General features: G+C 72.7%; 18 protein-coding genes and 1 riboswitch. Of the genes, 12 read left to right on the top strand and 6 right to left on the bottom strand.

Annotated features, from left to right (window positions below; translation table 11 throughout):
* Positions 1-118 precede the first annotated feature (118 nt).
* Positions 119-284, top strand: a riboswitch (cyclic di-AMP (ydaO/yuaA leader).
* A 13-nt stretch (positions 285-297) separates the two neighbouring features.
* Entirely contained in the window at positions 298-1062 is a 765-nt protein-coding gene (locus tag AMK31_RS06590) for a M23 family metallopeptidase (RefSeq protein ID WP_073939419.1), read from the top strand.
* A 192-nt stretch (positions 1063-1254) separates the two neighbouring features.
* Entirely contained in the window at positions 1255-1950 is a 696-nt protein-coding gene (locus AMK31_RS06585; protein ID WP_073939418.1) for a GntR family transcriptional regulator, read from the top strand.
* 180 nt (positions 1951-2130) lie between these two features.
* On the opposite strand, the gene AMK31_RS06580 is transcribed toward AMK31_RS06585, so the two are convergent.
* Complete coding sequence (locus AMK31_RS06580; RefSeq protein ID WP_071381868.1) at positions 2131-2412, bottom strand: HPr family phosphocarrier protein; 282 nt, start codon at positions 2410-2412, stop codon at positions 2131-2133.
* Positions 2413-2589: 177 nt separating this feature from the next.
* On the opposite strand from AMK31_RS06580, the gene AMK31_RS06570 reads away from it, so the two are divergent.
* The 4 genes from AMK31_RS06570 (at position 2590) to AMK31_RS06555 (ending at position 7968) form a co-directional block, all read left to right on the top strand.
* The gene (locus tag AMK31_RS06570; protein WP_073939417.1) at positions 2590-5400 is read left to right on the top strand and encodes a bifunctional acetate--CoA ligase family protein/GNAT family N-acetyltransferase; all 2811 of its coding nucleotides are present in this window, start codon (positions 2590-2592) and stop codon (positions 5398-5400) included.
* A gap of 62 nt (positions 5401-5462) precedes the next feature.
* A complete protein-coding gene (locus AMK31_RS06565; protein WP_198948442.1) occupies positions 5463-6059 on the top strand; it encodes a DUF5998 family protein in 597 nt (198 codons plus the stop codon).
* Positions 6059-7255: an alkaline phosphatase family protein gene (locus AMK31_RS06560; RefSeq protein WP_073939416.1), complete on the top strand. Its 1197-nt coding sequence runs from the start codon at positions 6059-6061 to the stop codon at positions 7253-7255. Before AMK31_RS06565 ends, AMK31_RS06560 begins: the two co-directional genes overlap by 1 nt.
* Positions 7256-7320: 65 nt before the next feature.
* Positions 7321-7968: a thymidine kinase gene (locus tag AMK31_RS06555; RefSeq protein ID WP_073939415.1), complete on the top strand. Its 648-nt coding sequence runs from the start codon at positions 7321-7323 to the stop codon at positions 7966-7968.
* 220 nt (positions 7969-8188) lie between these two features.
* On the opposite strand, the gene AMK31_RS06550 is transcribed toward AMK31_RS06555, so the two are convergent.
* Positions 8189-8989, bottom strand: a complete 801-nt coding sequence (locus tag AMK31_RS06550) for a VOC family protein (protein ID WP_073939414.1) — start codon at positions 8987-8989, stop codon at positions 8189-8191.
* Positions 8990-9295: 306 nt separating this feature from the next.
* Between AMK31_RS06550 and AMK31_RS06545 the strand changes: the two genes are divergently transcribed.
* Positions 9296-10144 (top strand): sulfurtransferase, encoded by an 849-nt coding sequence (locus AMK31_RS06545; protein ID WP_073939413.1) that lies wholly within the window; start codon positions 9296-9298, stop codon positions 10142-10144.
* 107 nt (positions 10145-10251) lie between these two features.
* Here the strand turns inward: AMK31_RS06545 and sepH are convergent, their stop codons facing one another.
* Entirely contained in the window at positions 10252-11307 is a 1056-nt protein-coding gene (gene sepH / locus AMK31_RS06540; RefSeq protein WP_073939412.1) for a septation protein SepH, read from the bottom strand.
* Positions 11308-11778: 471 nt separating this feature from the next.
* Between sepH and AMK31_RS06535 the strand changes: the two genes are divergently transcribed.
* Positions 11779-12627 carry a hypothetical protein gene (locus AMK31_RS06535; protein WP_073939411.1) on the top strand — a complete coding sequence of 283 codons (849 nt, stop codon included), beginning with the start codon at positions 11779-11781 and terminating at the stop codon, positions 12625-12627.
* Here AMK31_RS06535 and AMK31_RS06530 read toward each other — a convergent pair.
* Positions 12551-13870, bottom strand: a complete 1320-nt coding sequence (locus AMK31_RS06530) for a D-arabinono-1,4-lactone oxidase (RefSeq protein ID WP_073939410.1) — start codon at positions 13868-13870, stop codon at positions 12551-12553. The two genes, AMK31_RS06535 and AMK31_RS06530, sit on opposite strands and share 77 nt — an antisense overlap.
* A complete protein-coding gene (locus AMK31_RS06525; protein ID WP_073939409.1) occupies positions 13830-15071 on the bottom strand; it encodes an MFS transporter in 1242 nt (413 codons plus the stop codon). Before AMK31_RS06525 ends, AMK31_RS06530 begins: the two co-directional genes overlap by 41 nt.
* Positions 15072-15274: 203 nt before the next feature.
* On the opposite strand from AMK31_RS06525, the gene AMK31_RS06520 reads away from it, so the two are divergent.
* Together AMK31_RS06520 and AMK31_RS06515 are read left to right on the top strand one after the other, a co-directional pair.
* Positions 15275-16402, top strand: a complete 1128-nt coding sequence (locus AMK31_RS06520; protein WP_073939408.1) for a ferrochelatase — start codon at positions 15275-15277, stop codon at positions 16400-16402.
* An 8-nt stretch (positions 16403-16410) separates the two neighbouring features.
* Positions 16411-17226, top strand: coding sequence for an inositol monophosphatase family protein (locus AMK31_RS06515; RefSeq protein ID WP_073939407.1), 816 nt, complete (start codon positions 16411-16413; stop codon positions 17224-17226).
* Positions 17227-17302: 76 nt separating this feature from the next.
* Here the strand turns inward: AMK31_RS06515 and AMK31_RS40915 are convergent, their stop codons facing one another.
* Positions 17303-17476, bottom strand: coding sequence for a hypothetical protein (locus AMK31_RS40915; protein WP_198948432.1), 174 nt, complete (start codon positions 17474-17476; stop codon positions 17303-17305).
* Between the two features lie 477 nt (positions 17477-17953).
* Here AMK31_RS40915 and AMK31_RS06510 point away from each other — a divergent pair, with 477 nt between their 5' ends.
* On the top strand, positions 17954-18607 hold the full coding sequence (locus AMK31_RS06510; protein WP_003993508.1) for a response regulator transcription factor: 654 nt from the start codon (positions 17954-17956) through the stop codon (positions 18605-18607).
* Between the two features lie 4 nt (positions 18608-18611).
* Positions 18612-19853: a sensor histidine kinase gene (locus AMK31_RS06505; RefSeq protein WP_073939406.1), complete on the top strand. Its 1242-nt coding sequence runs from the start codon at positions 18612-18614 to the stop codon at positions 19851-19853.
* The last annotated feature ends 223 nt before the right edge of the window (positions 19854-20076 follow it).

The following is a 20076-nucleotide window of genomic DNA, read 5'->3' as shown; positions in this document are numbered from 1 at the left end:
TTGCCTGTCTGCCCTGTGGGATGCGCTACAAAACCCCGTGTTGGTTTGGGATTTGAAAGCCGCCCGTCTTAGCGTCGTGCGGGCTGTTCGTCAGGCAGTGCGCCGCATCCGCGGCACCGGACAGTCATCGCCGAGTCCCCGTACGGCGCGAGCCAGGGGAGCCGGGGACCCACCTGTGCAGTCCCTGGGGTGAATCGGACGCCCGCGCGTGAGCGAGGGCGGCCGTAGGAGACCTTCCTGCTCCGAACCCGTCAGCTAACCCGGTAGGCGAGAAGGAAGGAAAGGACCAGCCACTTCATGGCGTTGACCCGCGCCACCGGGAAGCATCGTCGTCCCAGCCGGATGCATCGCACCACCGCCCGCGCGGCGGGCGTCGCGGCGCTCACCACCACCGGCGTCATCGGCACCCTGGCGGGCCCGGCGCTCGCCGCCGAAAGCCCCGCCGAGCAGACCGGCGTACTCCCGGTCCTCACCCTCGGCGACGAGGTCGCCGAGCAGATCGACGCCCAGGCCGCCGCGCAGCAGCAGGCCGCCGAGCTGGCCGCCGCCGAGCAGAAGGCCGAGGCGGCCGCCCTGAAGCGGGCCGAGGCGGAGGCCGTGCGGGCCCGCGAGGCCGAGGAGCGCGCCGCCCGGGAGGCCGAGCGCAAGCGCCTCAACACGTTCGTGGCGCCCATCAGCGGCTCCTACGTCTCCACCGGCTACCAGGCCGGCAGTTCCCTGTGGTCCTCCGGCAGCCACACCGGTGTCGACTTCCACGCCGCGAGCGGCACCTCCGTCCACTCGGTCGGCTCCGGCACGGTCGTCGAGGCCGGCTGGGGCGGCGCGTACGGCAACCAGGTGGTCATCCGGATGCACGACGGCACGTACACCCAGTACGGCCACCTGTCCTCCATCGGCGTCGCCGTCGGGCAGACCGTGACCCCCGGCCAGCAGATCGGCCTCTCGGGCGCCACCGGCAACGTCACCGGCCCGCATCTGCACTTCGAGGCCCGCACCGGCGCGGAGTACGGCTCGGACATCGACCCGGTCGCCTACCTGCGCGCGCACGGCGTGAACGTCTGACGCCGTCCCGCCCCCTCCTCCCTTCCCGAAGCCCCGGCACCGAGCCGGGGCTTTCGGCGTTTCGGACGCCCCGATGTCCAAAAAATATCCATGATTTCCGGCCCGCCATCGGAAATTGCGGCCCATTGCCATAGAGTCACTGACCACACGTCAATCGTCGACGTTTCACGGGGATTAAGGCGGAGGTCGGTCATGCGTATTCCGGCGCATTCGGTGTGCTCGGCGATCCGGGACGACATCGTCGCGGGTGTCTACGAGCGCGGCAGCCGGCTCACCGAGGAACTGCTCGCCCGCCGTTACGGCGTCTCGCGCGTCCCGGTCCGGGAGGCGCTGCGCACGCTGGAGGCGGAGGGCTTCGTGGTGACCCGGCGGCACGCGGGCGCGTGCGTGGCCGAGCCCACCGAGCAGGAGGCCGCCGACCTGCTGGAGATGCGCCTGCTGCTGGAGCCGCTGGGCGCCTCCCGCGCGGCGCAGCGGCGCACCGAGGCACATCTGAAGGTGCTGCGCGGTCTGGTGCGGCTGGGCCAGGAGCGGGCCCGCCGGGGCAACAGCGACGACCTGCGCTCCCTGGGCGGCTGGTTCCACGAGACGCTCGCCCAGGCCTGTGCCAGCCCGGCCCTGACGTCGATGCTGAGCCAGCTGCGGCACAAGATCGCCTGGATGTACGCGGTGGAGGCGCCGGTCAGCCCGGTGGAGTCCTGGGCGGAGCACGGGGCGATCGTGGACGCCGTGGCCCGCGGCGACAGCGAGCGCGCGCGGGCGATCACCGCCGTGCACGCCGAGCGCTCGACCGGCGCGCACCGGCTGCGGTTCGGCCCCGGAGGGGAGCGCGCGGACCGTGTGAGGAATTCGCAACATGCCGTAAACATGTCGGGCCTGCGGCATTAACACGAGAGCCGTATACAAAGAGCAGTTATTCGCCGGGCGGACTCTTTTCCACGCCCTTTTTCGGCGCGCCGGTAATTGACCGTGCGTGCGGCGTCCGCATGCCCGGAATTCCCCGGCGGAAAAGCGAAACCGCGCCGCCCGGAAAGGGCGACGCGGCTTCGGGTGACCGGCGCGCGAGCGTCAGACGGTCTCGGGAAGCTCCTCGAGGCCCTCGGAGACCAGCTTGGCCAGGCGGTCGAGAGCGATGTCCGCGCCCTCGGCGTCGGAGGCGAGGACGATCTCCTCGCCGCCCTGGGCGCCCAGGCCGAGGACGGCCAGCATGGAGGCCGCGTTGACGGGGTTGCCGTCAGCCTTGGCGATCGTCACCGGGACGCCTGCGGCCGTGGCGGCTCGGACGAAGATGGAGGCGGGGCGGGCGTGGAGGCCCTCGGCCCAGCCGACGTTGACGCGGCGCTCAGCCATGTGTTGCTGCCCTTCAGGTGTTCAGGTTGTCTAGACCAGTTTCCCACATCGTGAAGCGTGCCCGGACGGTCCTGTGTCCCGTCCTTCGGGTGTCGCCGGACCGCGGCCTCGGTCCGTACTCCGTCCTTCACAGACTGCCCCGCGCCGTTGCCGGACGCGAGCCGTACTCTGGGGCCCATGCAGACCTCGTCGGACCGGCACGAGTACCCCGCCCACTGGGAAGCCGACGTGGTGCTGCGCGACGGCGGCACCGCGCGCGTCCGCCCCATCACCGTTGACGACGCCGAGCGCCTGGTCAGCTTCTACGAGCAGGTGTCGGACGAGTCGAAGTACTACCGCTTCTTCGCGCCCTACCCGCGTCTGTCCGCGAAGGACGTCCACCGCTTCACGCACCACGACTTTGTGGACCGGGTGGGACTCGCGGCCACGATCGGCGGCGAGTTCATCGCCACCGTACGCTACGACCGCATCGGCGGGAACGGGCTGCCCGCCTCCGCACCCGCCGACGACGCCGAGGTCGCCTTCCTGGTGCAGGACGCCCACCAGGGCCGCGGCGTGGCCTCCGCTCTGCTGGAACACATCGCCGCCGTCGCCCGCGAGCGCGGCATCCGCCGCTTCGCCGCCGAGGTGCTGCCCGCCAACACCAAGATGATCAAGGTGTTCACGGACGCCGGGTACACCCAGAAGCGCAGCTTCGAGGACGGCGTCGTCCGCTTGGAGCTGGACCTGGAACCCACCGACCGCTCCCTGGCCGTCCAGTACGCGCGCGAACAGCGCGCCGAGGCACGCTCCGTGCAGCGGCTGCTCGCCCCCGGCTCGGTCGCCGTCGTCGGCGCCGGCCGCACCCCCGGCGGGGTCGGGCGCGGAGTGCTCGGCAACATCCGGGACGCCGGGTTCACCGGGCGGCTCCACGCCGTGAACCGCGCCCTGCCCGAAGGCGTGAAGGAGCTGGACGGCGTGCCGGCGTACCGCTCCGTGCGGGACATCGACGGGCCCGTGGACCTCGCGGTCGTCGCCGTCCCCGCCGAGCACGTGCCCGAGGTCGTCGCCGAGTGCGGCGAGCACGGCGTCCAGGGACTCGTGGTGCTCTCCGCCGGATACGCCGAGAGCGGCCCCGAGGGGCGCGAGCGCCAGCGGGCCCTGGTGCGCCTAGCCCGCGCATACGGCATGCGGATCATCGGGCCGAACGCCTTCGGCGTCATCAACAACTCCCCGCTGATCCGCCTCAACGCCTCCCTCGCCCCCGAACCGCCACGCCCCGGATGCATCGGCATGTTCGCCCAGTCCGGCGCCATCGGCATCGCCCTGCTCTCCCGGCTGCACCGGCGCGGCGGCGGGGTCACCGGCGTCACCGGCGTGTCCACCTTCGTCTCCTCCGGCAACCGCGCGGACGTGTCCGGCAACGACGTCCTCCAGTACTGGTACGACGACCCGGACACCGACGTCGTCCTGATGTACCTGGAGTCGATCGGCAACCCCCGCAAGTTCACCCGCCTGGCCCGCCGTACGGCGGCGGCGAAGCCCCTCGTCGTCGTCCAGGGCGCCGGATCCGCCCCCCAGGGGCACGCCGTCCGCGCCACCCGGCTGCCGCCCGCCACGGTCTCCGCGCTGCTCCGGCAGGCCGGCGTGATCCGGGTGTCCACCATCACCGAGCTGGTGGACACCGGACTGCTGCTCGCCCGCCAGCCACTGCCCGGCGGACCGCGCGTGGCGATCCTCGGGAACTCCGAGTCCCTGGGCGTGCTGACCTACGACGCCTGCCTCTCGGAGGGCCTGCGGCCCGCACCCCCGCTGGACCTGACGACCGCCGCGACGCCCGAGGACTTCCGCGCGGCGCTGTCCCGCGCCCTGGCCGACGACTCGTGCGACGCGGTCGTGGTCACGGCGATACCGGCGATCGGCGAGGAGTCCGCCGGGGACGCGGCGCTCGCCGAGGCGCTGCGCTCGGCGGCCGAGCGGGCCCCGTCCAAGCCGGTCCTGGTCGTGCACGTCGAACTGGGCGGACTCGCGGAAGCCCTCTCGGCCGCCGCGAGCACCGCGCCCCGCGCGCGTGCCGCGACGACGGACACCGCGGCACCCGACACGGGACCGGAACCGGCCCCCGCGGCCGACGCCCCCGCAGGCACCCGCCTCATCCCCGCCTACCCCGCCGCCGAACGCGCGGTCCGCGCCCTCGCCGAGGCCGTGAAGTACGCGCAGTGGCGACGCGAGGCCGCCGACCCCGGCAAGGTGCCGGAGTACGAGGACATCGACGAGAAGGGCGCCGCCCGGCTGATCGACGGCCTCCTCTCACGCGGGCAGGGCCTCACCCTCGGCACCGAGGAGACCTGCGAGCTGCTGGGCCGCTACGGCATCCAGGTGCGCCGCGCCCTCCCCGCCCCCACCCCCGAGGACGCCGTCGCCGCCGCCCGCGCCCTCGGCTACCCGGTCGCCCTCAAGGCCACCGCCCCGCACCTGCGGCACCGCGCGGACCTCGGCGGCGTACGCCTCGACCTCGCGGACGAGGAACAACTGCGGCGCGCGTACACCGAGTTGACCGAACTGTTCGGCAGGCCGGAGGCGCTGCGCCCGGTGGTGCAGGGCATGGCACCGCGCGGGGTGGACACCGTCGTACGCGCCGTGATCGACCCCGCCGCCGGAGCGGTGCTCTCCTTCGGCCTCGCCGGGGCGCCCTCCCAGCTGCTCGGCGACATGGCGCACCGGCTGATCCCGGTCACCGACCGCGAGGCGACCACCCTGGTCCGGTCCATCCGCACGGCACCGCTGCTGTTCGGCTGGCGCGGCTCCGCCCCCGTCGACACCCCGGCCCTGGAGGAGCTGCTGCTGCGCGTCTCCCGGCTGGTCGACGACCACCCCGAGGTGGTCGCGGTCACCCTCGAGCCCGTCGTGGTCGCCACCCAGGGCGTGAGCGTGCTCGGCGCCTCCGTACGGCTGGCCCCGCCGCCCGCCCGCGACGACCTGGGCCCTCGCACGCTCCCCGCCTACTGAGACGTTTCCGACCCGGGCGGAGGGCGCCGAGCGGTGCCTCGCAGTCAGTGCGCCCCCGTAGGATGGACGGCATGGCCAAGACCAGTACGACGACCCAGGGGCTGCGTGCGGCGATCGAGCGCAGCGGCTACTACCCGGCCCTCGTGGCCGAGGCGGTGGAGGCCGCCGTGGGCGGCGAGCCCATCCGGTCGTACCTGGTCCACCAGGAGACGACGTTCGACCAGAACGAGGTCCGCCGGCACGTGACCGTGCTGGTCCTCACCGATACCCGCTTCATCGTCAGCCACACCGACGAGCAGGCCGCCGACAACACCTCCCCGACGCCCTACGCGACCACCTCCACGGAGTCCGTGAAGCTCGGCCGGATCTCGTCGGTCGTGGTCAGCCGGGTCGTCGCCAACCCGGAGTCGTACACGCCGGGCACCCTGCCGCGCGAGATCGTGCTGACCATCGGCTGGGGCGCCGTCTCCCGCATCGACCTGGAGCCCGCCGCCTGCGGCGACCCCAACTGCGAGGCCGACCACGGCTACACCGGCAGCTCCACGGCGGACGACCTCAGCCTGCGCGTCAGCGAGGCCGGGGACGGCCCGGAGACGGTGCGCCAGGCGCTCGTCTTCGCCCAGGCCATCTCCGAGGCGACCGCGGACCCGACCCGCTGATGGTGCAGCCGCCCACCGCGTGGGGCCCCCACCCGGAACCCCTCGCCGTAGACTCCGCCCCCCTGCCCGAGTACGGCACCGGCTCGCTCGCCGACCTGCTGCCCACGCTCGCCGCCGGCATGGGCGTGCCCGGCACGACCGCCGCCATCCCGGAGCTGACCCCCGCCGACCGGAACTGCGTGTTCCTGATCGACGGACTCGGCTGGGAGCAGCTGAAGGCGCACCCCGACGAGGCGCCCTTCCTGACCTCGCTGATCGCCAGTTCCCGCGGCGGCACCGGCCGCCCCCTGACCACCGGCTACCCGGCGACCACCGCCACCTCGCTGGCCTCCGTCGGCACCGGCCTGCCGCCCGGCGCCCACGGCCTGCCCGGCTACACCGTGCGCGATCCCGCCACCGGCCAGCTGATGAACCAGCTGCGCTGGCAGCCGTGGACCGAGCCCGGCGCCTGGCAGCCGTACCCCACCGTCTTCCAGCTCGCCGACCGCGCCGGGGTGCACGCCGCCCAGGTGTCCTCCCCGGCCTTCGCCAGCACCCCGCTGACCAAGGTCGCGCTCAGCGGCGGCACCTTCCACGGGCGGCTGTCCGGCGAGGACCGCATGGACCTCGCGGCCGAACAGCTGGCCGCCGGCGACCGCAGCCTCGTCTACACGTACTACGCCGAGGTCGACGGCGCCGGCCACCGCTTCGGCGTCGACTCCGACACCTGGCGCGGCCAGCTGATGTACGTCGACCGGCTGGTCCAGCGGCTGGCCGAGCAGCTGCCGCCGCGCAGCGCGCTCTACGTCACCGCCGACCACGGCATGGTCGACGTGCCCTTCGACGAGCAGCACCGCATCGACTTCGACGAGGACTGGGAGCTGCGCGCCGGGGTCGCCCTGCTGGGCGGCGAGGGCCGGGCCCGCCACGTGTACGCGGTGCCGGGCGCCGAGGACGACGTGCTGACCTGCTGGCGGGAAGTCCTCGGCGAGCAGTTCTGGGTGGCCTCGCGGGACGAGGCGATCGCGGCGGGCTGGTTCGGGCCGCGGGTCGAGGAGCGGGTGTACGCGCGCATCGGCGACGTCGTCGCCGCCGCGCGGGACGATGTTCTGATCATCGCCTCCGAGCGGGAACCCAAGGAGTCGGCGATGGTCGGCAACCACGGCTCGATGACCCCGGCCGAGCAACTGGTTCCGCTGCTCGAAGTACGCACCTGAGCGCCGCGGCGCCGACCCGCACAACGCACACCATGACGACTCCGCCGAAAGGTGCTCAACCCCCCATGCCCGAGCTGGTGTTCTTCTCCGGAACGATGGACTGCGGGAAGTCGACGCTGGCTCTCCAGATCGAGCACAACCGCTCCGCGCGGGGCCTGCAGGGCATGATCCTCACCCGCGACGACCGCGCGGGCGAGGGCAAGCTGTCCTCGCGGCTCGGCCTGGTCACCGACGCGGTCGAGGTCGAGGACGGCATGGACCTCTACGCCTACCTCGTCGACCACCTCTCGCACGGCGGCCGCGCGGACTACGTGATCGCGGACGAGGCCCAGTTCCTCGCCCCCGAGCAGATCGACCAGCTCGCGCGCGTGGTCGACGACCTGGGGCTGGACGTCTACGCCTTCGGCATCACCACCGACTTCCGCACCAAGCTCTTCCCCGGCTCCCAGCGCCTGGTGGAGCTGGCCGACCGGGTCGAGGTGCTCCAGGTCGAGGCCCTGTGCTGGTGCGGCGCCCGCGCCACCCACAACGCCCGCACGATCGGCGGCGAGATGGTCGTCGAGGGCGCCCAGGTGGTCGTCGGCGACGTCAACCAGGCGGAGGCCGTGGGCTACGAGGTGCTGTGCCGCCGGCACCACCGCCGCCGCATGACCGCGGCCAGCGCCCACGCGGCGGCCCTGTCCCCGGACGTCCTGCCGGTCGCACCCGCCTAGGCCCTCTCGTTTGGATCATCCCGGCGTCGCAGGGTCTGGCACGCACATCTGCCGCGTTGTCATCAGTCGCCGACGCGCCGCGTCGACTCCCTCCTCCGCCTTGCAGCTGCACGCACCAGACCCCGCTCGACTCGGCCAGGACGCACCGTCCCTCACAGCCGGGCTGATCCAAACGACAGAGCCTAGGACACGTCCTGGGCCGTCCTCGGCGGTCCGGGCGTCAGCTCGGTCGCTGGAGCAGGCAGAAACGGGCGCCCTCGGGGTCGCTGACGGTCGCCACGCGGCCGCGGTCGCCGTCCTCGGCCGGGGCGAGGATGTGTCCGCCCAGCTCGACGAGGCGGGCGAGCGCCGCGTCGGTGTCGGCCACTTCGAAGTACGTCAGCCAGTGCGGGCCCCGGTCCCGGGGCAGCGCGTGGCCCATGCCGCGGATGCCGGCGACCGGGCGGCCGTCGGCGTGGAGCGTCACGTAGTCGAAGTCGGCGGAGACCACCGGCTCCTCCTCGTAACCGAAGACGGTCTCGTAGAACTTGGCCACGGTCGCGGACTCGAAGGTCAGCAGTTCGTTCCACAGGGGTGTGCCCGGCACCCCGGTGACGGCCGTGCCGAGGTGTTCCGCCGCCTGCCAGATCCCGAAGACGGCCCCCGAGGGGTCGGAGCCGATCGCCATCCGCCCGGCCTCGGCCGCGTCCAGCGGTCCCACGCCGATGGTCCCGCCGCACAGCCGCGCGGTGTCGGCCGTCCGGTCCGCGTCCGCGGAGGCGAAGTAGGGCGTCCAGGCGACGGGGAAGTGCCGGTCGGGCGGCAGCTGCCCGATGCCCGCCACCTCGCGGCCGTCCAGCAGCGCCCGCACATAGGGGCCGAGCTGCTGGGGGCCGGGGCGGAACTCCCAGCCGAACAGCGATCCGTAGAACTCCTGGGTCGCGGCCAGCCCGTGCCCCATCAGACTCACCCAGCAGGGCGTGCCCGGCGCGTACCGGGCGTGTTCACCGTGCCGGCCCTCCGACCCCCGTGCCTCGGTCATCGTCACTCTCTCCTCGGCCCCTCGCGGCGCCGCGTCGCTTCCGCTCTCCGGACCCCGTGCCGATGCTCGCACCACCGGCGCTGTCACGCGCTCCGGGCGCGCCGCCGCATCTCGTCCGGTCACCGGAGAATGCCCGATCTGCGCTTCCCGTCCCTTTCGGGAGGATGGCCCACGGATGTCGATCGGTGGCACCCGGGGCTGTACTGCACGTGCCCGATCGCGTACGCCTCGTGATCGGTCCTGCTTGGCGGAGCAGAGTAGCCGGACATGGGCGCCGCGGCCACCCCGTGCGCCAGGATGGTCCCCATGAACGCCATCATCTCCGCATCCGAACTCGCGAACGCCCTGGCGGGGGAGAACCCGCCGGTCCTGCTCGACGTCCGCTGGCAGCTGAGCCTGGCCAAGGCGGCCGGCGAGCCGCCCTTCGACGGCCGGGCGGAATACGCGGCCGGGCACATCCCCGGAGCCGTCTTCGTCGATCTGGACCGGGAGTTGGCCGGAAAGGCGGGGGAGCGCGGTCGTCATCCGCTGCCCGGCGTGGCGGAGTTCGGCGCCGTGATGCGCCGCGCGGGCGTGTCGTCCGGGACGCCGGTCGTCGTGTACGACGGCGGGCAGGGCTGGGCGGCGGCCCGCGCCTGGTGGATGCTGCGCTGGACGGGTCACCCGGACGTGCGGGTCCTCGACGGGGGGTTGCCGTCCTGGGAGGGGCCGCTGTCCCAGGAGATCCCGAGCCCCGCGGAGGGCGATTTCCAGCCGGTTCCGGGCGCGGGACTGCTGGACGCCGACGGCGCCGCCGCGCTGGCCCGTTCCGGAGTGCTGTTCGACGCCCGCGCGGGGGAGCGGTACCGGGGTGACGTGGAGCCCATCGACCGGGTCGGCGGCCACATCCCGGGCGCGATCTCGGCCCCGACGACCGAGAACGTCACCCCCGACGGCCGCTTCCTCCCCGCCGAGGAACTGCGGGCCCGCTTCAAGGCCTTGGGCGCCGCCGAGGACACGGAGGTCGGCGTGTACTGCGGTTCGGGCGTCTCGGGCGCGCACGAGGTCCTCGCCCTCGCCGTGGCCGGCATCCCGGCGGCCCTGTACGTGGGTTCCTGGTCGGAGTGGTCCTCGGACCCGGAGCGCCCGGTGGCGGTGGGGCCGGATCCGCAGTAGGGGCGCGCGGGCCCGTCGAGAGACCCGCGCAGTCGGCTACGACTGCGGCAGGCACGCGACTTGGCCCGCGTCGTTTCCCGGCGCGGGCCAAGTCGTCGTACGGCCGACTACTCCTGCTTCTTGCGCCGCGTGCCGAAGACGATCTCGTCCCAGCTGGGGACGGCCGCCCGGCGGCCCGGGCGGACGCCGTCGGCCTCGGCCTGGCGGTCGGTGGCGCCGATGAGGCGGTCCCGGTGGCTGCCCACGGAGCGCGGCATGAGGACGTCCGCGTAGGCGGAACCGGCCGATGCGGCGGGCGCGGGTGGCTCCTCCGCGACGGGCTCGTCGTCGTCTTCCTCCGAGGGCTCGGCGGACCGCTCCGGAACCACCAGGTCGCCCCGGAAGCTCGGCACGGCCTCCAGCAGGCTGGTCAGCGAGTCCCGTTCGGCCGTGGCCGTGGTCTCCTCCGCCGGCTCGGACGCCTGCGCGGGCAGACTCGGCCGCTCGCGGTCCCGATCCCGCTCCCGGTCGAGGGAGCCCGCCAGCGCGCGGTCACGCGGCAGCCGGGCGATCCGCGGGACGAACGGCATGCTCGGCTCGGGCGCCCCGAGGTCGTCGGACTCGCCGATCAGCGAGCGCGCCTCGTCGTCGACGGCCTGGACGAGCCGCCTGGGCGGGTCGTACGTCCAGCTCGCCGAGTGCGGTTCGCCCGCCACCCGGTAGACCAGCAGCACTTCCCAGGTGCCGTCGTCGCGGCGCCAGGAGTCCCACTGGACGGTGTCCTTCTCGGCGCCGCGCAGCAGCAGTCGCTCCTGTACGGCCTCGCCGAGCAGCGGGCCGGAGTTCTCGCCGGGGCGGCGGACCGGGGTCTTGCGGGCCCGCTCGGCCATGAAGGCGCGCTCGGCCAGCACGGGGCCCTCGAAGCGGCGTACGCGGTCGACGGGGATGCCCGCCATCTGGGCGACCTCTTCCGCGGTCGCACCTGCGCGTATACGCGCCTGGATGTCTCGGGGGCGGAGATGGCTCTCCACCTCGATCTCGATCTGGCCGAGGCGGGGACGGTCGCCGCGCACGGCGGCGCGGAGCCGTTCGTCGATCGGAAGCGTGTACTCCGTGCTGTCCGCAGCCTTCAGCACCAGCCGTGTGCCGTCATTGGAGACGGCCACGACACGCAGTTCGGGCATGGGGACCTCCCGGGTGGTGCCTGCCGACGTCACGTGCGTCGCTGCTTCCGCTAGTCGAGTGTGGCCTGCCCGGGTGCAGCCTGCCACAACCTTGCCGAGTTGCCCGGCGTGTCGGGCGCGGGCCCTGGATCGCCGTTATGGCACGGTTACCTATTCGCAACGCTAAGTGACCAACTCCGTCACCCTGTGCAACAAGCCCCCTCCCGGCGGTCCTTGACGGCCCCGGACACCCTGGCGGGAGACCGGACCCAGGGCTCGCAACAGTACTCCATTTGGACCACGTGCGTGGATTGGCGCGCCGCCGAACTTCTCGCCGACTGCGGGACTCGGCCCTCCCTGCCCGGATTCCGCGATCAAGAACAGTGGCCTACTTCACGGAATCAGCAGAAGCGGAACTAGCAGTTCCCACCGTACGTCCCCTTCTCGTACGACCAGTCGATCCAGTACGGGAAGGGCAGGCAAGGTCCGGGAATGCGTGAAAGGCCCGATGACGTCCAGGAGTCGAGTGCGGGGGAGGAGGTGCAGCGGAAGCGGATCGACCTCAGCGTGCCCCAGGTCGCGGGCAGCGCGGTGGCCGCGGTCGTGGCCGCCAAACTCGCCTCCTGTTTCGGTGTCTACGGGACGATCCTCGGCGCGGGCGTGGTCAGTGTCATCGCCACCTGCGGCGGTTCGCTGTTCCAGCACTTCCTCAAGCGCACCGGCGAGCAACTGCGCGGCGCCGCGGCGCCGGCGCGTCCGGCCCGGCAAGCGCCGCCCGCCCCCGGCGAGTTCACCGAGGGGACCGTCTACCGCGCGCGGACCGGCAAGAGCCGGAAGCGCCCGGTGGTCGCCGCGGCCCTGGTCTTCGGCGTCACCATGGCCGGGATCACGGCCTACGAACTGGTCTCCGGCAGCAGCTTCAGCGGAGCCGGGAAGACTACGGTCGGCGACGCCTTCGCCGGACCCGCCAAGTCCTCGTCGGACCCGGGCGGTTCCGGTGAGTCCGGTGATCCCTCCGGTTCCGGCGCGTCGGGAGAATCGGGGGAATCGGGGGAATCGGGGGGCCGGGACGGCTCCGGCGGTGACTCCCCTTCCGCCCCGTCTTCCGCGGATCCGCGCGAGCCCGGCGAGGCCACCCCGTCCGGTGATGCCTCCGAGGGCGGCGACAGCGGTACGGCCGGCAACCCGGCGCCCGCCCCCAGCGCCTCGCCGAGCGACCGGCCAGACGGCGGCACGGCCCCGGAGGCCGAGCCGAGTCCGTCCGCTACGACCCCAGCACCCGGCGCAGATAGTCGTTCTGGAACAGCCGATCCGGATCAAGCCGGTCCCGCAGCGCGGTGAACTCGCCGAAGCGCGGGTAGACACCGGCGAAGTACTCCGCGTCGCGCGTGTGCACCTTGCCCCAGTGCGGCCGGCCCTCGTGGGCGGTGAAGATCCGCTCGGCGGCGGTGAAGTACCGCTGGTAGGGCGTACCGCGGAACATGTGTACGGCGATGTACGCGCTGTCCCGGCCCGACGCCGTGGACAGCGTGATGTCGTCGGCCGGGGCGGTGCGCACCTCGACGGGGAAGCTGATCCGCAGCGGCGAGCGGTCGACCATCGCCTTCAGCTCGCGCAGCGTGTCCACGAGGGCCGCGCGCGGGACGGCGTACTCCATCTCCACGAAGCGCACCCGGCGCGGCGAGGTGAAGACCTTGTAGGGAATGTCGGTGTAGGTCCGCGCGGACAGTGCCCTGCTGGAGACCCGGGCGATCGACGGGATGGCGGCGGGCACCGCGCGGCCGACCCAGTTGGCCGCCTGGAAGACGCCGTTGGACAGGAACTCGTCCTCGAACCAGCCCTTCAGCGGGCTCACCGGGCGCTCCGGTCCCGCGCTGCGGTTGTTGCGCTTGGTGTTGGTGCTGCCGGTGTGCGGGAACCAGTAGAACTCGAAGTGCTCGTTCTCGGCCCACAGTTCGTCGAACTCGGCGAGCACCCGGTCCAGCGGCATCGGCTCCTCGCGCGCGTGGAGGAGGAAAAGCGGCTCCACGGCGAAGGTGATCGCGGTGACCACGCCGAGCGCGCCCAGACCGATCCGGGCCGCCGCGAAGATCTCCGGGTTCTCCTTCTCGGAGCAGGTGAGCACCGAGCCGTCGGCCGTGACCAGCTCCAGCGCCTTGATCTGGGCGGCGATCGAGGCGGAGTCGCGGCCCGTGCCGTGCGTGCCGGTGCTGGTGGCCCCGGAGACGGTCTGCTCCATGATGTCGCCCATGTTGGTCAGCGACAGACCCTCGCGGGCCAGGGCCGTGTTGAGGCGCTTGAGCGGGGTGCCGGCCAGGACCGTGACGGTGCCGGCCTCCCGGTCGATGTGGCGTATCCCGGTCAGCAGCCGGGGACGTATCAGCACGCCGTCCGTGGCGGCTATGGACGTGAACGAGTGCCCGGTGCCGACGGCCTTCACCTTCAGGCCGTCCTCCGCGGCCGCGCGCACCGCAGCCGACAGCTCCTCCACGGAAGCCGGAGTGACCTCCCGCGCGGGGCGGGCGGCGACATTGCCGCCCCAGTTACGCCACGTGCCGTTCTTCCCGCTCGCCGTGCTGCTCAACGGTGCCTCCCCGACCCGGAGCCGGCCGCTTGAGCCGGCGGTAACCGAGGAAACCGACCGCGACCGCGACGGCACCGGCCACCGCCGGAACCCCGTACCCGGCACGCGCGCCGGCCGCGTCGATCACCCAGCCGGCCGCGGAGGAGCCGAGGGCGACCCCCACCGCGAGACCGGTGCTCACCCAGGTCATGCCCTCGGTCAGTTGCGCGCGTGGTACGTGCTCTTCGATGAGGGACATCGTCGTGATCATCGTGGGAGCGATGGACAGACCCGCGACGAAGAGCGCCACGGCCAGAAACGGCAGGTTTCCGACCAGTAGGAGGGGGATCATACTCACGGCCATCGCGCAGACGCCCAGCAGCCAGCGAGGTTCGGGCGCCCCCTTGAAGCGCAGCAGCCCGAAGACCGCCCCCGCCACACAGGAGCCCGCCGCGTACAGCGCGAGGACGAGACTGGCGGCACCCTTGTGCCCCTGCTCGTCGGCGAAGGCCACAGTGACCACGTCGACCGCCCCGAAGATCGCCCCGGTCGCGACGAACGTGGTGACCAGGACCTGCAGCCCGGGGGAGCGGATCGCGCTGCCGCCGGCGGCGTCACGGTCACGCGGGTGCGGTTCCGGCTCGGTGGCCCGCTGCGAGGTCAGCCAGAAGACGCCGACCGCGAGGAAGCAGCCGGCCAGCAGCGGCCCCGCCTCCGGGAACCAGGTCGTGGACAGGCCGATGGAGATGATCGGCCCGAAGATGAAGCACACCTCGTCCACCACGGACTCGAACGAGTACGCGGTGTGCAGCTGCGGGGTGCCCCGGTACAGGGCCGCCCAGCGCGCCCGGACCATCGACCCGACGCTCGGCACGCAGCCGATGCCCACACAGGCCACGAACAGCACCCAGTCCGGCCACCCGTAGTGCGCGGCGAGCAGCAGCAGGACGCCCGCCGCCAGCGAGATCAGCGTCGCGGGACGCAGCACCCGCCGCTGCCCGTACTGGTCCACCAGCCGGGACACCTGAGGGCCCGCCACCGCGGCGGCCAGCGCGATGGTCGCGGACAGCGCGCCCGCGAGCCCGTAGCGCCCGGTGAGCTGGGAGATCATCGTCACGACGCCGATGCCCATCATCGACAGCGGCATCCGGCCGAGGAGACCGGCGGCGGAGAACGCCTTGGTGCCGGGGGCGGCGAACAGGGCGCGGTAAGGGCTGGGCACGGACTCTCCGACGGCTCGGTCAGGCGGGTGGGGCGGGCGCGGGCGTGCGGCACGGAACGCGCCCGCACAGCCCGTAAGGCATAAACGTGGTCGATACAGCTTACGAGTTAGGGCACCCTAACGCACTCCCCCGGAGCAGCCCCGGGCGCACCCGCCACCCCGGCGTCACGGCACTGTCAGTGGCGGGTGGCAGGATCGGTGTCATGCCAGACGCGCTCGATGCCACCCCCTACGACGCCCTGCTCCTGCTCTCCTTCGGCGGCCCGGAAGGGCCGGACGACGTGGTCCCGTTCCTGGAGAACGTGACGCGTGGGCGCGGCATCCCCAAGGAACGCCTCAAGGAAGTCGGCCAGCACTACTTCCTGTTCGGCGGGGTCAGCCCGATCAACGACCAGAACCGCGCCCTGCTGGACGCCCTGCACAAGGACTTCGCCGACCACGGCCTGAACCTCCCGGTCTACTGGGGCAACCGCAACTGGGCCCCGTACCTCACGGACACCCTGCGCGAGATGGTCCGCGACGGCCGCCGCCGCATCCTCGTCCTCGCCACCAGCGCCTACGCCTCCTACTCGGGCTGCCGGCAGTACCGGGAGAACCTGGCCGACTCCCTCGCCGCCCTGGAGGCCGAGGGCCTGGAGCTGCCGAAGATCGACAAGCTGCGGCACTACTTCAACCACCCCGGCTTCGTCGAGCCCATGATCGACGGGGTCCTCGAGTCCCTCGCCGACCTCCCCGAGGACGTCCGCGACGGCGCCCACATCGCCTTCACCACCCACTCCATCCCCGACTCCGCGGCCGACACCTCCGGCCCGGTCGAGGACCACGGCGACGGCGGGGCGTACGTCGCCCAGCACCTGGACGTCGCCCGGCTGATCGCCGACGCCGTCCGCGAGCGCACCGGCGTCGACCACCCCTGGCAGCTCGTCTACCAGTCCCGCTCCGGAGCCCCGCACATCCCGTGGCTGGAGCCCGACATCTGCGACCACCTGGAGGAGCGGCACGCCGCCGGGGTGCCCGCCGTCGTCATGGCCCCCATCGGCTTCGTCTCCGACCACATGGAGGTCCTGTACGACCTCGACACCGAGGCCAAGGCCAAGGCCGAGGAGCTGGGCCTGCCGGTGCGCCGCTCGGCCACCGTCGGCGCCGACCCGCGCTTCGCCGCCGCGATCCGCGAGCTGATCCTGGAACGCGCCGCCGACGAGCGCGGGCAGCAGGTCACGCCCTGCGCCCTCGGAGCGCTCGGCCCCAGCCACAACCTCTGCCCGGTCGGCTGCTGCCCGGCCCGCGCCCCCCGCCCCGCCGCCGCGGGCGCCGACAGCCCCTACGCGTGAGGAGCGCCGTGACCGACCCCCTGCACACGGACCTGCTCGCACTCGCCCAGGAGGCCGCACGCCGCGCCGGCGAGCTGCTGCGCGACGGCCGGCCGGCCGACCTCGGCGTCGCCGCGACCAAGTCGAGCCCCATCGACGTGGTCACCGAGATGGACATCGCCGCGGAGAAGCTGATCACCGGCTTCCTCGCCGAGCGCCGCCCCGACGACGGCTTCCTCGGCGAGGAGGGCGCCTCCACGGACGGCACCAGCGGCATCCGCTGGGTGATCGACCCGCTCGACGGCACCGTGAACTACCTCTACGGGCTGCCCACCTGGGCCGTCTCCATCGCGGCCGAGCAGGACGGCGAGACCGTCGTCGGCGTCGTCACGGCCCCGATGCGCGGCGAGACCTGCAGCGCGGTGCGCGGCCGCGGCGCCCGCGCCACCGGCGCCTGGGACGGCGAGCGCGTGCTGCGCTGCCGCCCGGCACCGCCGCTGGACCAGGCGCTGGTCTCCACCGGCTTCAACTACGTCGCCGAGGTCCGCGCCCACCAGGCCGACGTCGCCCAGCGGCTGATCCCGCGGCTGCGCGACATCCGGCGCAGCGGGTCGGCCGCGGTCGACCTGTGCGACGTGGCCGCGGGCCGCCTCGACGGCTACTACGAGCGCGGGCTGCACCCGTGGGACCTCGCCGCCGGGGACCTGATCGCGCGGGAAGCGGGCGCGCTGACCGGTGGACGCCCCGGAGAACGCCCGTCACGCGAGCTGACGGTCGCCGGTACCCCGGGCGTCTTCGAGCCCCTCCAGCGGCTGCTGGAGGACTTCGGCGCCTGGCACGACTGAGCCGGCGCCCCGAGACGCGCACGAGGCGGGCCCCGGCGATGGATTCGCCGGGGCCCGCCTCGTACGGATGGCCCGGTCAGACGCTGTACGCGCCGACTTCCACACCATGTTCGGCGGCGAGACGGCGCAGGTCGTCGAGTTCGCCCTGCTCGACCTCGACGAGGAAGTCGTCGCCCTCGTCACGCGCCCGCGTCAGGTCGGACTCGGTCGCCTTTATGCGCTGCAGAAGTCCTGCGGTGAATGCGTCCATGCTGCGCCCCCTCGTCCTGGGTCGTGGGTCGGTGGCACGGGGGTGTGCCGTTCGGAAGGGGCGATCACGTCTCCCATGGGTGCCCAGCGCTGCCCAGCCGGGCGGCGACGGTGCCGGACACCCACGCCCACTCTGCGTCAAGCGGACCGTGACGTACCGCATGGTGCTGCGGCACAAGCAGAGAGTGATCGCGGGGTGTAAACCGTCCTCCCCCCGCTCCCTTCCGCGGAAACCTCAACCGCACCGGAAAATCTCGCATTCCCGTTCCCCGCACCCCTCCTCACCGCCCCGCCGCCGCCCGTTCCCCCGGGTTTCGCCTCCCGGACCCCCGCGCCCCACGGGGCGGCGGGCACCGCCCGGGTGACTTACCGCCGACTTATGGCCGAAAAGGGCAGGATGGAGGCCAACACACCCACTCGAACCCTGCTCGCGCGTGCCCATCGGCGCTGCGCGGGCGGACACAGGAAGGACAGCGACGTGCGCGTACTCGTCGTCGAGGACGAGCAGCTGCTCGCCGATGCGGTGGCCACCGGGCTGCGCCGGGAGGCCATGGCCGTCGACGTCGTGTACGACGGTGCGGCCGCCCTGGAACGCATCGGAGTCAACGACTACGACGTGGTCGTCCTCGACCGCGACCTCCCGCTGGTGCACGGCGACGACGTCTGCCGCAAGATCGTCGAACTCGGCATGCCCACCCGCGTGCTGATGCTCACGGCCTCCGGCGACGTCAGCGACCGGGTCGAGGGCCTCGAGATCGGCGCCGACGACTACCTGCCGAAGCCCTTCGCGTTCAGCGAGCTCATCGCGCGCGTGCGCGCCCTGGGCCGGCGTACGAGCGTTCCCCTGCCTCCCGTCCTGGAACGGGCCGGGATCAAGCTGGACCCCAACCGCCGCGAGGTCTTCCGCGACGGCAAGGAGGTACAGCTCGCGCCCAAGGAGTTCGCCGTGCTCGAGGTGCTGATGCGCAGCGAGGGCGCCGTCGTCTCCGCCGAGCAGCTGCTGGAGAAGGCCTGGGACGAGAACACCGACCCGTTCACCAACGTGGTCCGCGTGACCGTCATGACCCTGCGCCGCAAGCTGGGCGAGCCGCCCGTCATCGTGACCGTGCCGGGCTCCGGCTACCGGATCTGATCCCGTGGCCTCCACACCGGCGCCCCCCGCGGCGCCCCCCAAGCCCACCTGGGACCCGCGCAAGGCCGAACCGCCCTTCCCGTGGCTGCGCCCGACCATCCGGATAAGGCTCACGCTGCTGTACGGCGGCATGTTCCTGATCGCCGGGATCCTGATGCTGTCGATCGTCTACCTGCTGGCGGCCCAGGCCCTCCACGAGGGCAGCGGCCAGTCCTTCCAGGTGACCGGCACCAACATCGACATCAGCAGCTCCACCTGTCCCCAGCTGGACACGGCGACCAGCAACAACGAGCTGAACGCGATGCTCAAGGCGTGCAACGCGGACCAGCGGCGGCAGGCCCTGGACGGCCTGCTCAGCCGCTCCCTGCTCGCCCTGCTCGGCCTCGCCGTGATCGCCTTCGCCTTCGGCTACGCGATGGCCGGCCGGGTCCTGTCGCCGCTCGGCAGGATCACCCGCACGGCCCGCGCGGTGGCCGGCTCGGACCTGTCCCGCCGCATCGAGCTGGACGGCCCGGACGACGAGCTGAAGGAGCTGGCCGACACCTTCGACGACATGCTGGAGCGGCTCCAGCGGGCCTTCACCGCCCAGCAGCGGTTCGTCGGCAACGCCTCGCACGAGCTGCGCACCCCGCTGGCGATCAACCGCACGCTCCTGGAGGTGCACCTGTCCGATCCGAACGCGCCCGTGGAGCTCCAGCAGCTCGGCAAGACCCTGCTGGCCACCAACGAGCGCAGCGAGCAGCTGGTGGAGGGCCTGCTGCTGCTCGCCCGCAGCGACAACCAGATCGTCGAGCGCAAGCCGGTGGACCTCGCGGAGGTGGCCTCGCAGGCCATCGACCAGGTGCACGCCGAGGCCGAGGCCAAGGGCGTGGAGATCCGCGGCGAGCGGGCCCCCGCCGTGGTCCAGGGCAACGGCGTCCTGCTGGAGCGGATCGCCCTGAACCTGGTGCAGAACGCGGTGCGCTACAACGTCCCCGAGGGCGGCTGGGTGGAGGTCGTCACCGGGATCCAGCACGGGCAGGCGGTGCTGGTGGTCTCCAACACCGGCCCGGTGGTGCCGGCGTACGAGACGGACAACCTCTTCGAGCCGTTCCGGCGGCTGCGGACCGAGCGCACGGGAAGCGACAAGGGCGTGGGCCTCGGCCTGTCCATCGCGCGGTCCGTGGCGCGGGCGCACGGCGGCCACATCGCGGCCCAGCCGCGCGAGGGAGGAGGCCTCGTGATGCGAGTCACCCTGCCTATCTGAGATCATTCGCCGACACACCCGACGATGTTCGCTTTGCGCGGAATTTTCGGGGTACCCGTCCGGCCGTGTCATGTGTGATCGATCACAAGGGCGATTTTCAGGCCATCTACTCTCCGTGATCATTCGGGCCGTCGGAAAGCCGGGAAAATCCGGGTTTTCCGGTGGCTTGATCACGGGAAGTACACGGTGGGGCGCCTTTGAAGTGCGACATTCGGACCGTGTA

This window comes from Streptomyces sp. TSRI0107 (assembly GCF_001905845.1).
Lineage (GTDB): Bacteria > Actinomycetota > Actinomycetes > Streptomycetales > Streptomycetaceae > Streptomyces.
Note: the sequence above shows the minus strand (reverse complement) of the source record. Positions and strands in the feature narration are given on the sequence as shown.

Coding starts and splice junctions, on each gene's coding strand:
- AMK31_RS06560 (WP_073939416.1), top strand. CDS start 6,059: ATGGTGCAGCCGCCCACCGCGTGGGGCCCCCACCCGGAACCCCTCGCC.
- AMK31_RS06550 (WP_073939414.1), bottom strand. CDS start 8,989: ATGACCGAGGCACGGGGGTCGGAGGGCCGGCACGGTGAACACGCCCGG.
- AMK31_RS06570 (WP_073939417.1), top strand. CDS start 2,590: ATGCAGACCTCGTCGGACCGGCACGAGTACCCCGCCCACTGGGAAGCC.
- AMK31_RS06545 (WP_073939413.1), top strand. CDS start 9,296: ATGAACGCCATCATCTCCGCATCCGAACTCGCGAACGCCCTGGCGGGG.
- AMK31_RS06520 (WP_073939408.1), top strand. CDS start 15,275: ATGCCAGACGCGCTCGATGCCACCCCCTACGACGCCCTGCTCCTGCTC.
- AMK31_RS06590 (WP_073939419.1), top strand. CDS start 298: ATGGCGTTGACCCGCGCCACCGGGAAGCATCGTCGTCCCAGCCGGATG.
- AMK31_RS06585 (WP_073939418.1), top strand. CDS start 1,255: ATGCGTATTCCGGCGCATTCGGTGTGCTCGGCGATCCGGGACGACATC.
- AMK31_RS06535 (WP_073939411.1), top strand. CDS start 11,779: ATGCGTGAAAGGCCCGATGACGTCCAGGAGTCGAGTGCGGGGGAGGAG.
- sepH (WP_073939412.1), bottom strand. CDS start 11,307: ATGCCCGAACTGCGTGTCGTGGCCGTCTCCAATGACGGCACACGGCTG.
- AMK31_RS06580 (WP_071381868.1), bottom strand. CDS start 2,412: ATGGCTGAGCGCCGCGTCAACGTCGGCTGGGCCGAGGGCCTCCACGCC.
- AMK31_RS40915 (WP_198948432.1), bottom strand. CDS start 17,476: ATGGACGCATTCACCGCAGGACTTCTGCAGCGCATAAAGGCGACCGAG.
- AMK31_RS06565 (WP_198948442.1), top strand. CDS start 5,463: ATGGACGGCATGGCCAAGACCAGTACGACGACCCAGGGGCTGCGTGCG.
- AMK31_RS06555 (WP_073939415.1), top strand. CDS start 7,321: ATGCCCGAGCTGGTGTTCTTCTCCGGAACGATGGACTGCGGGAAGTCG.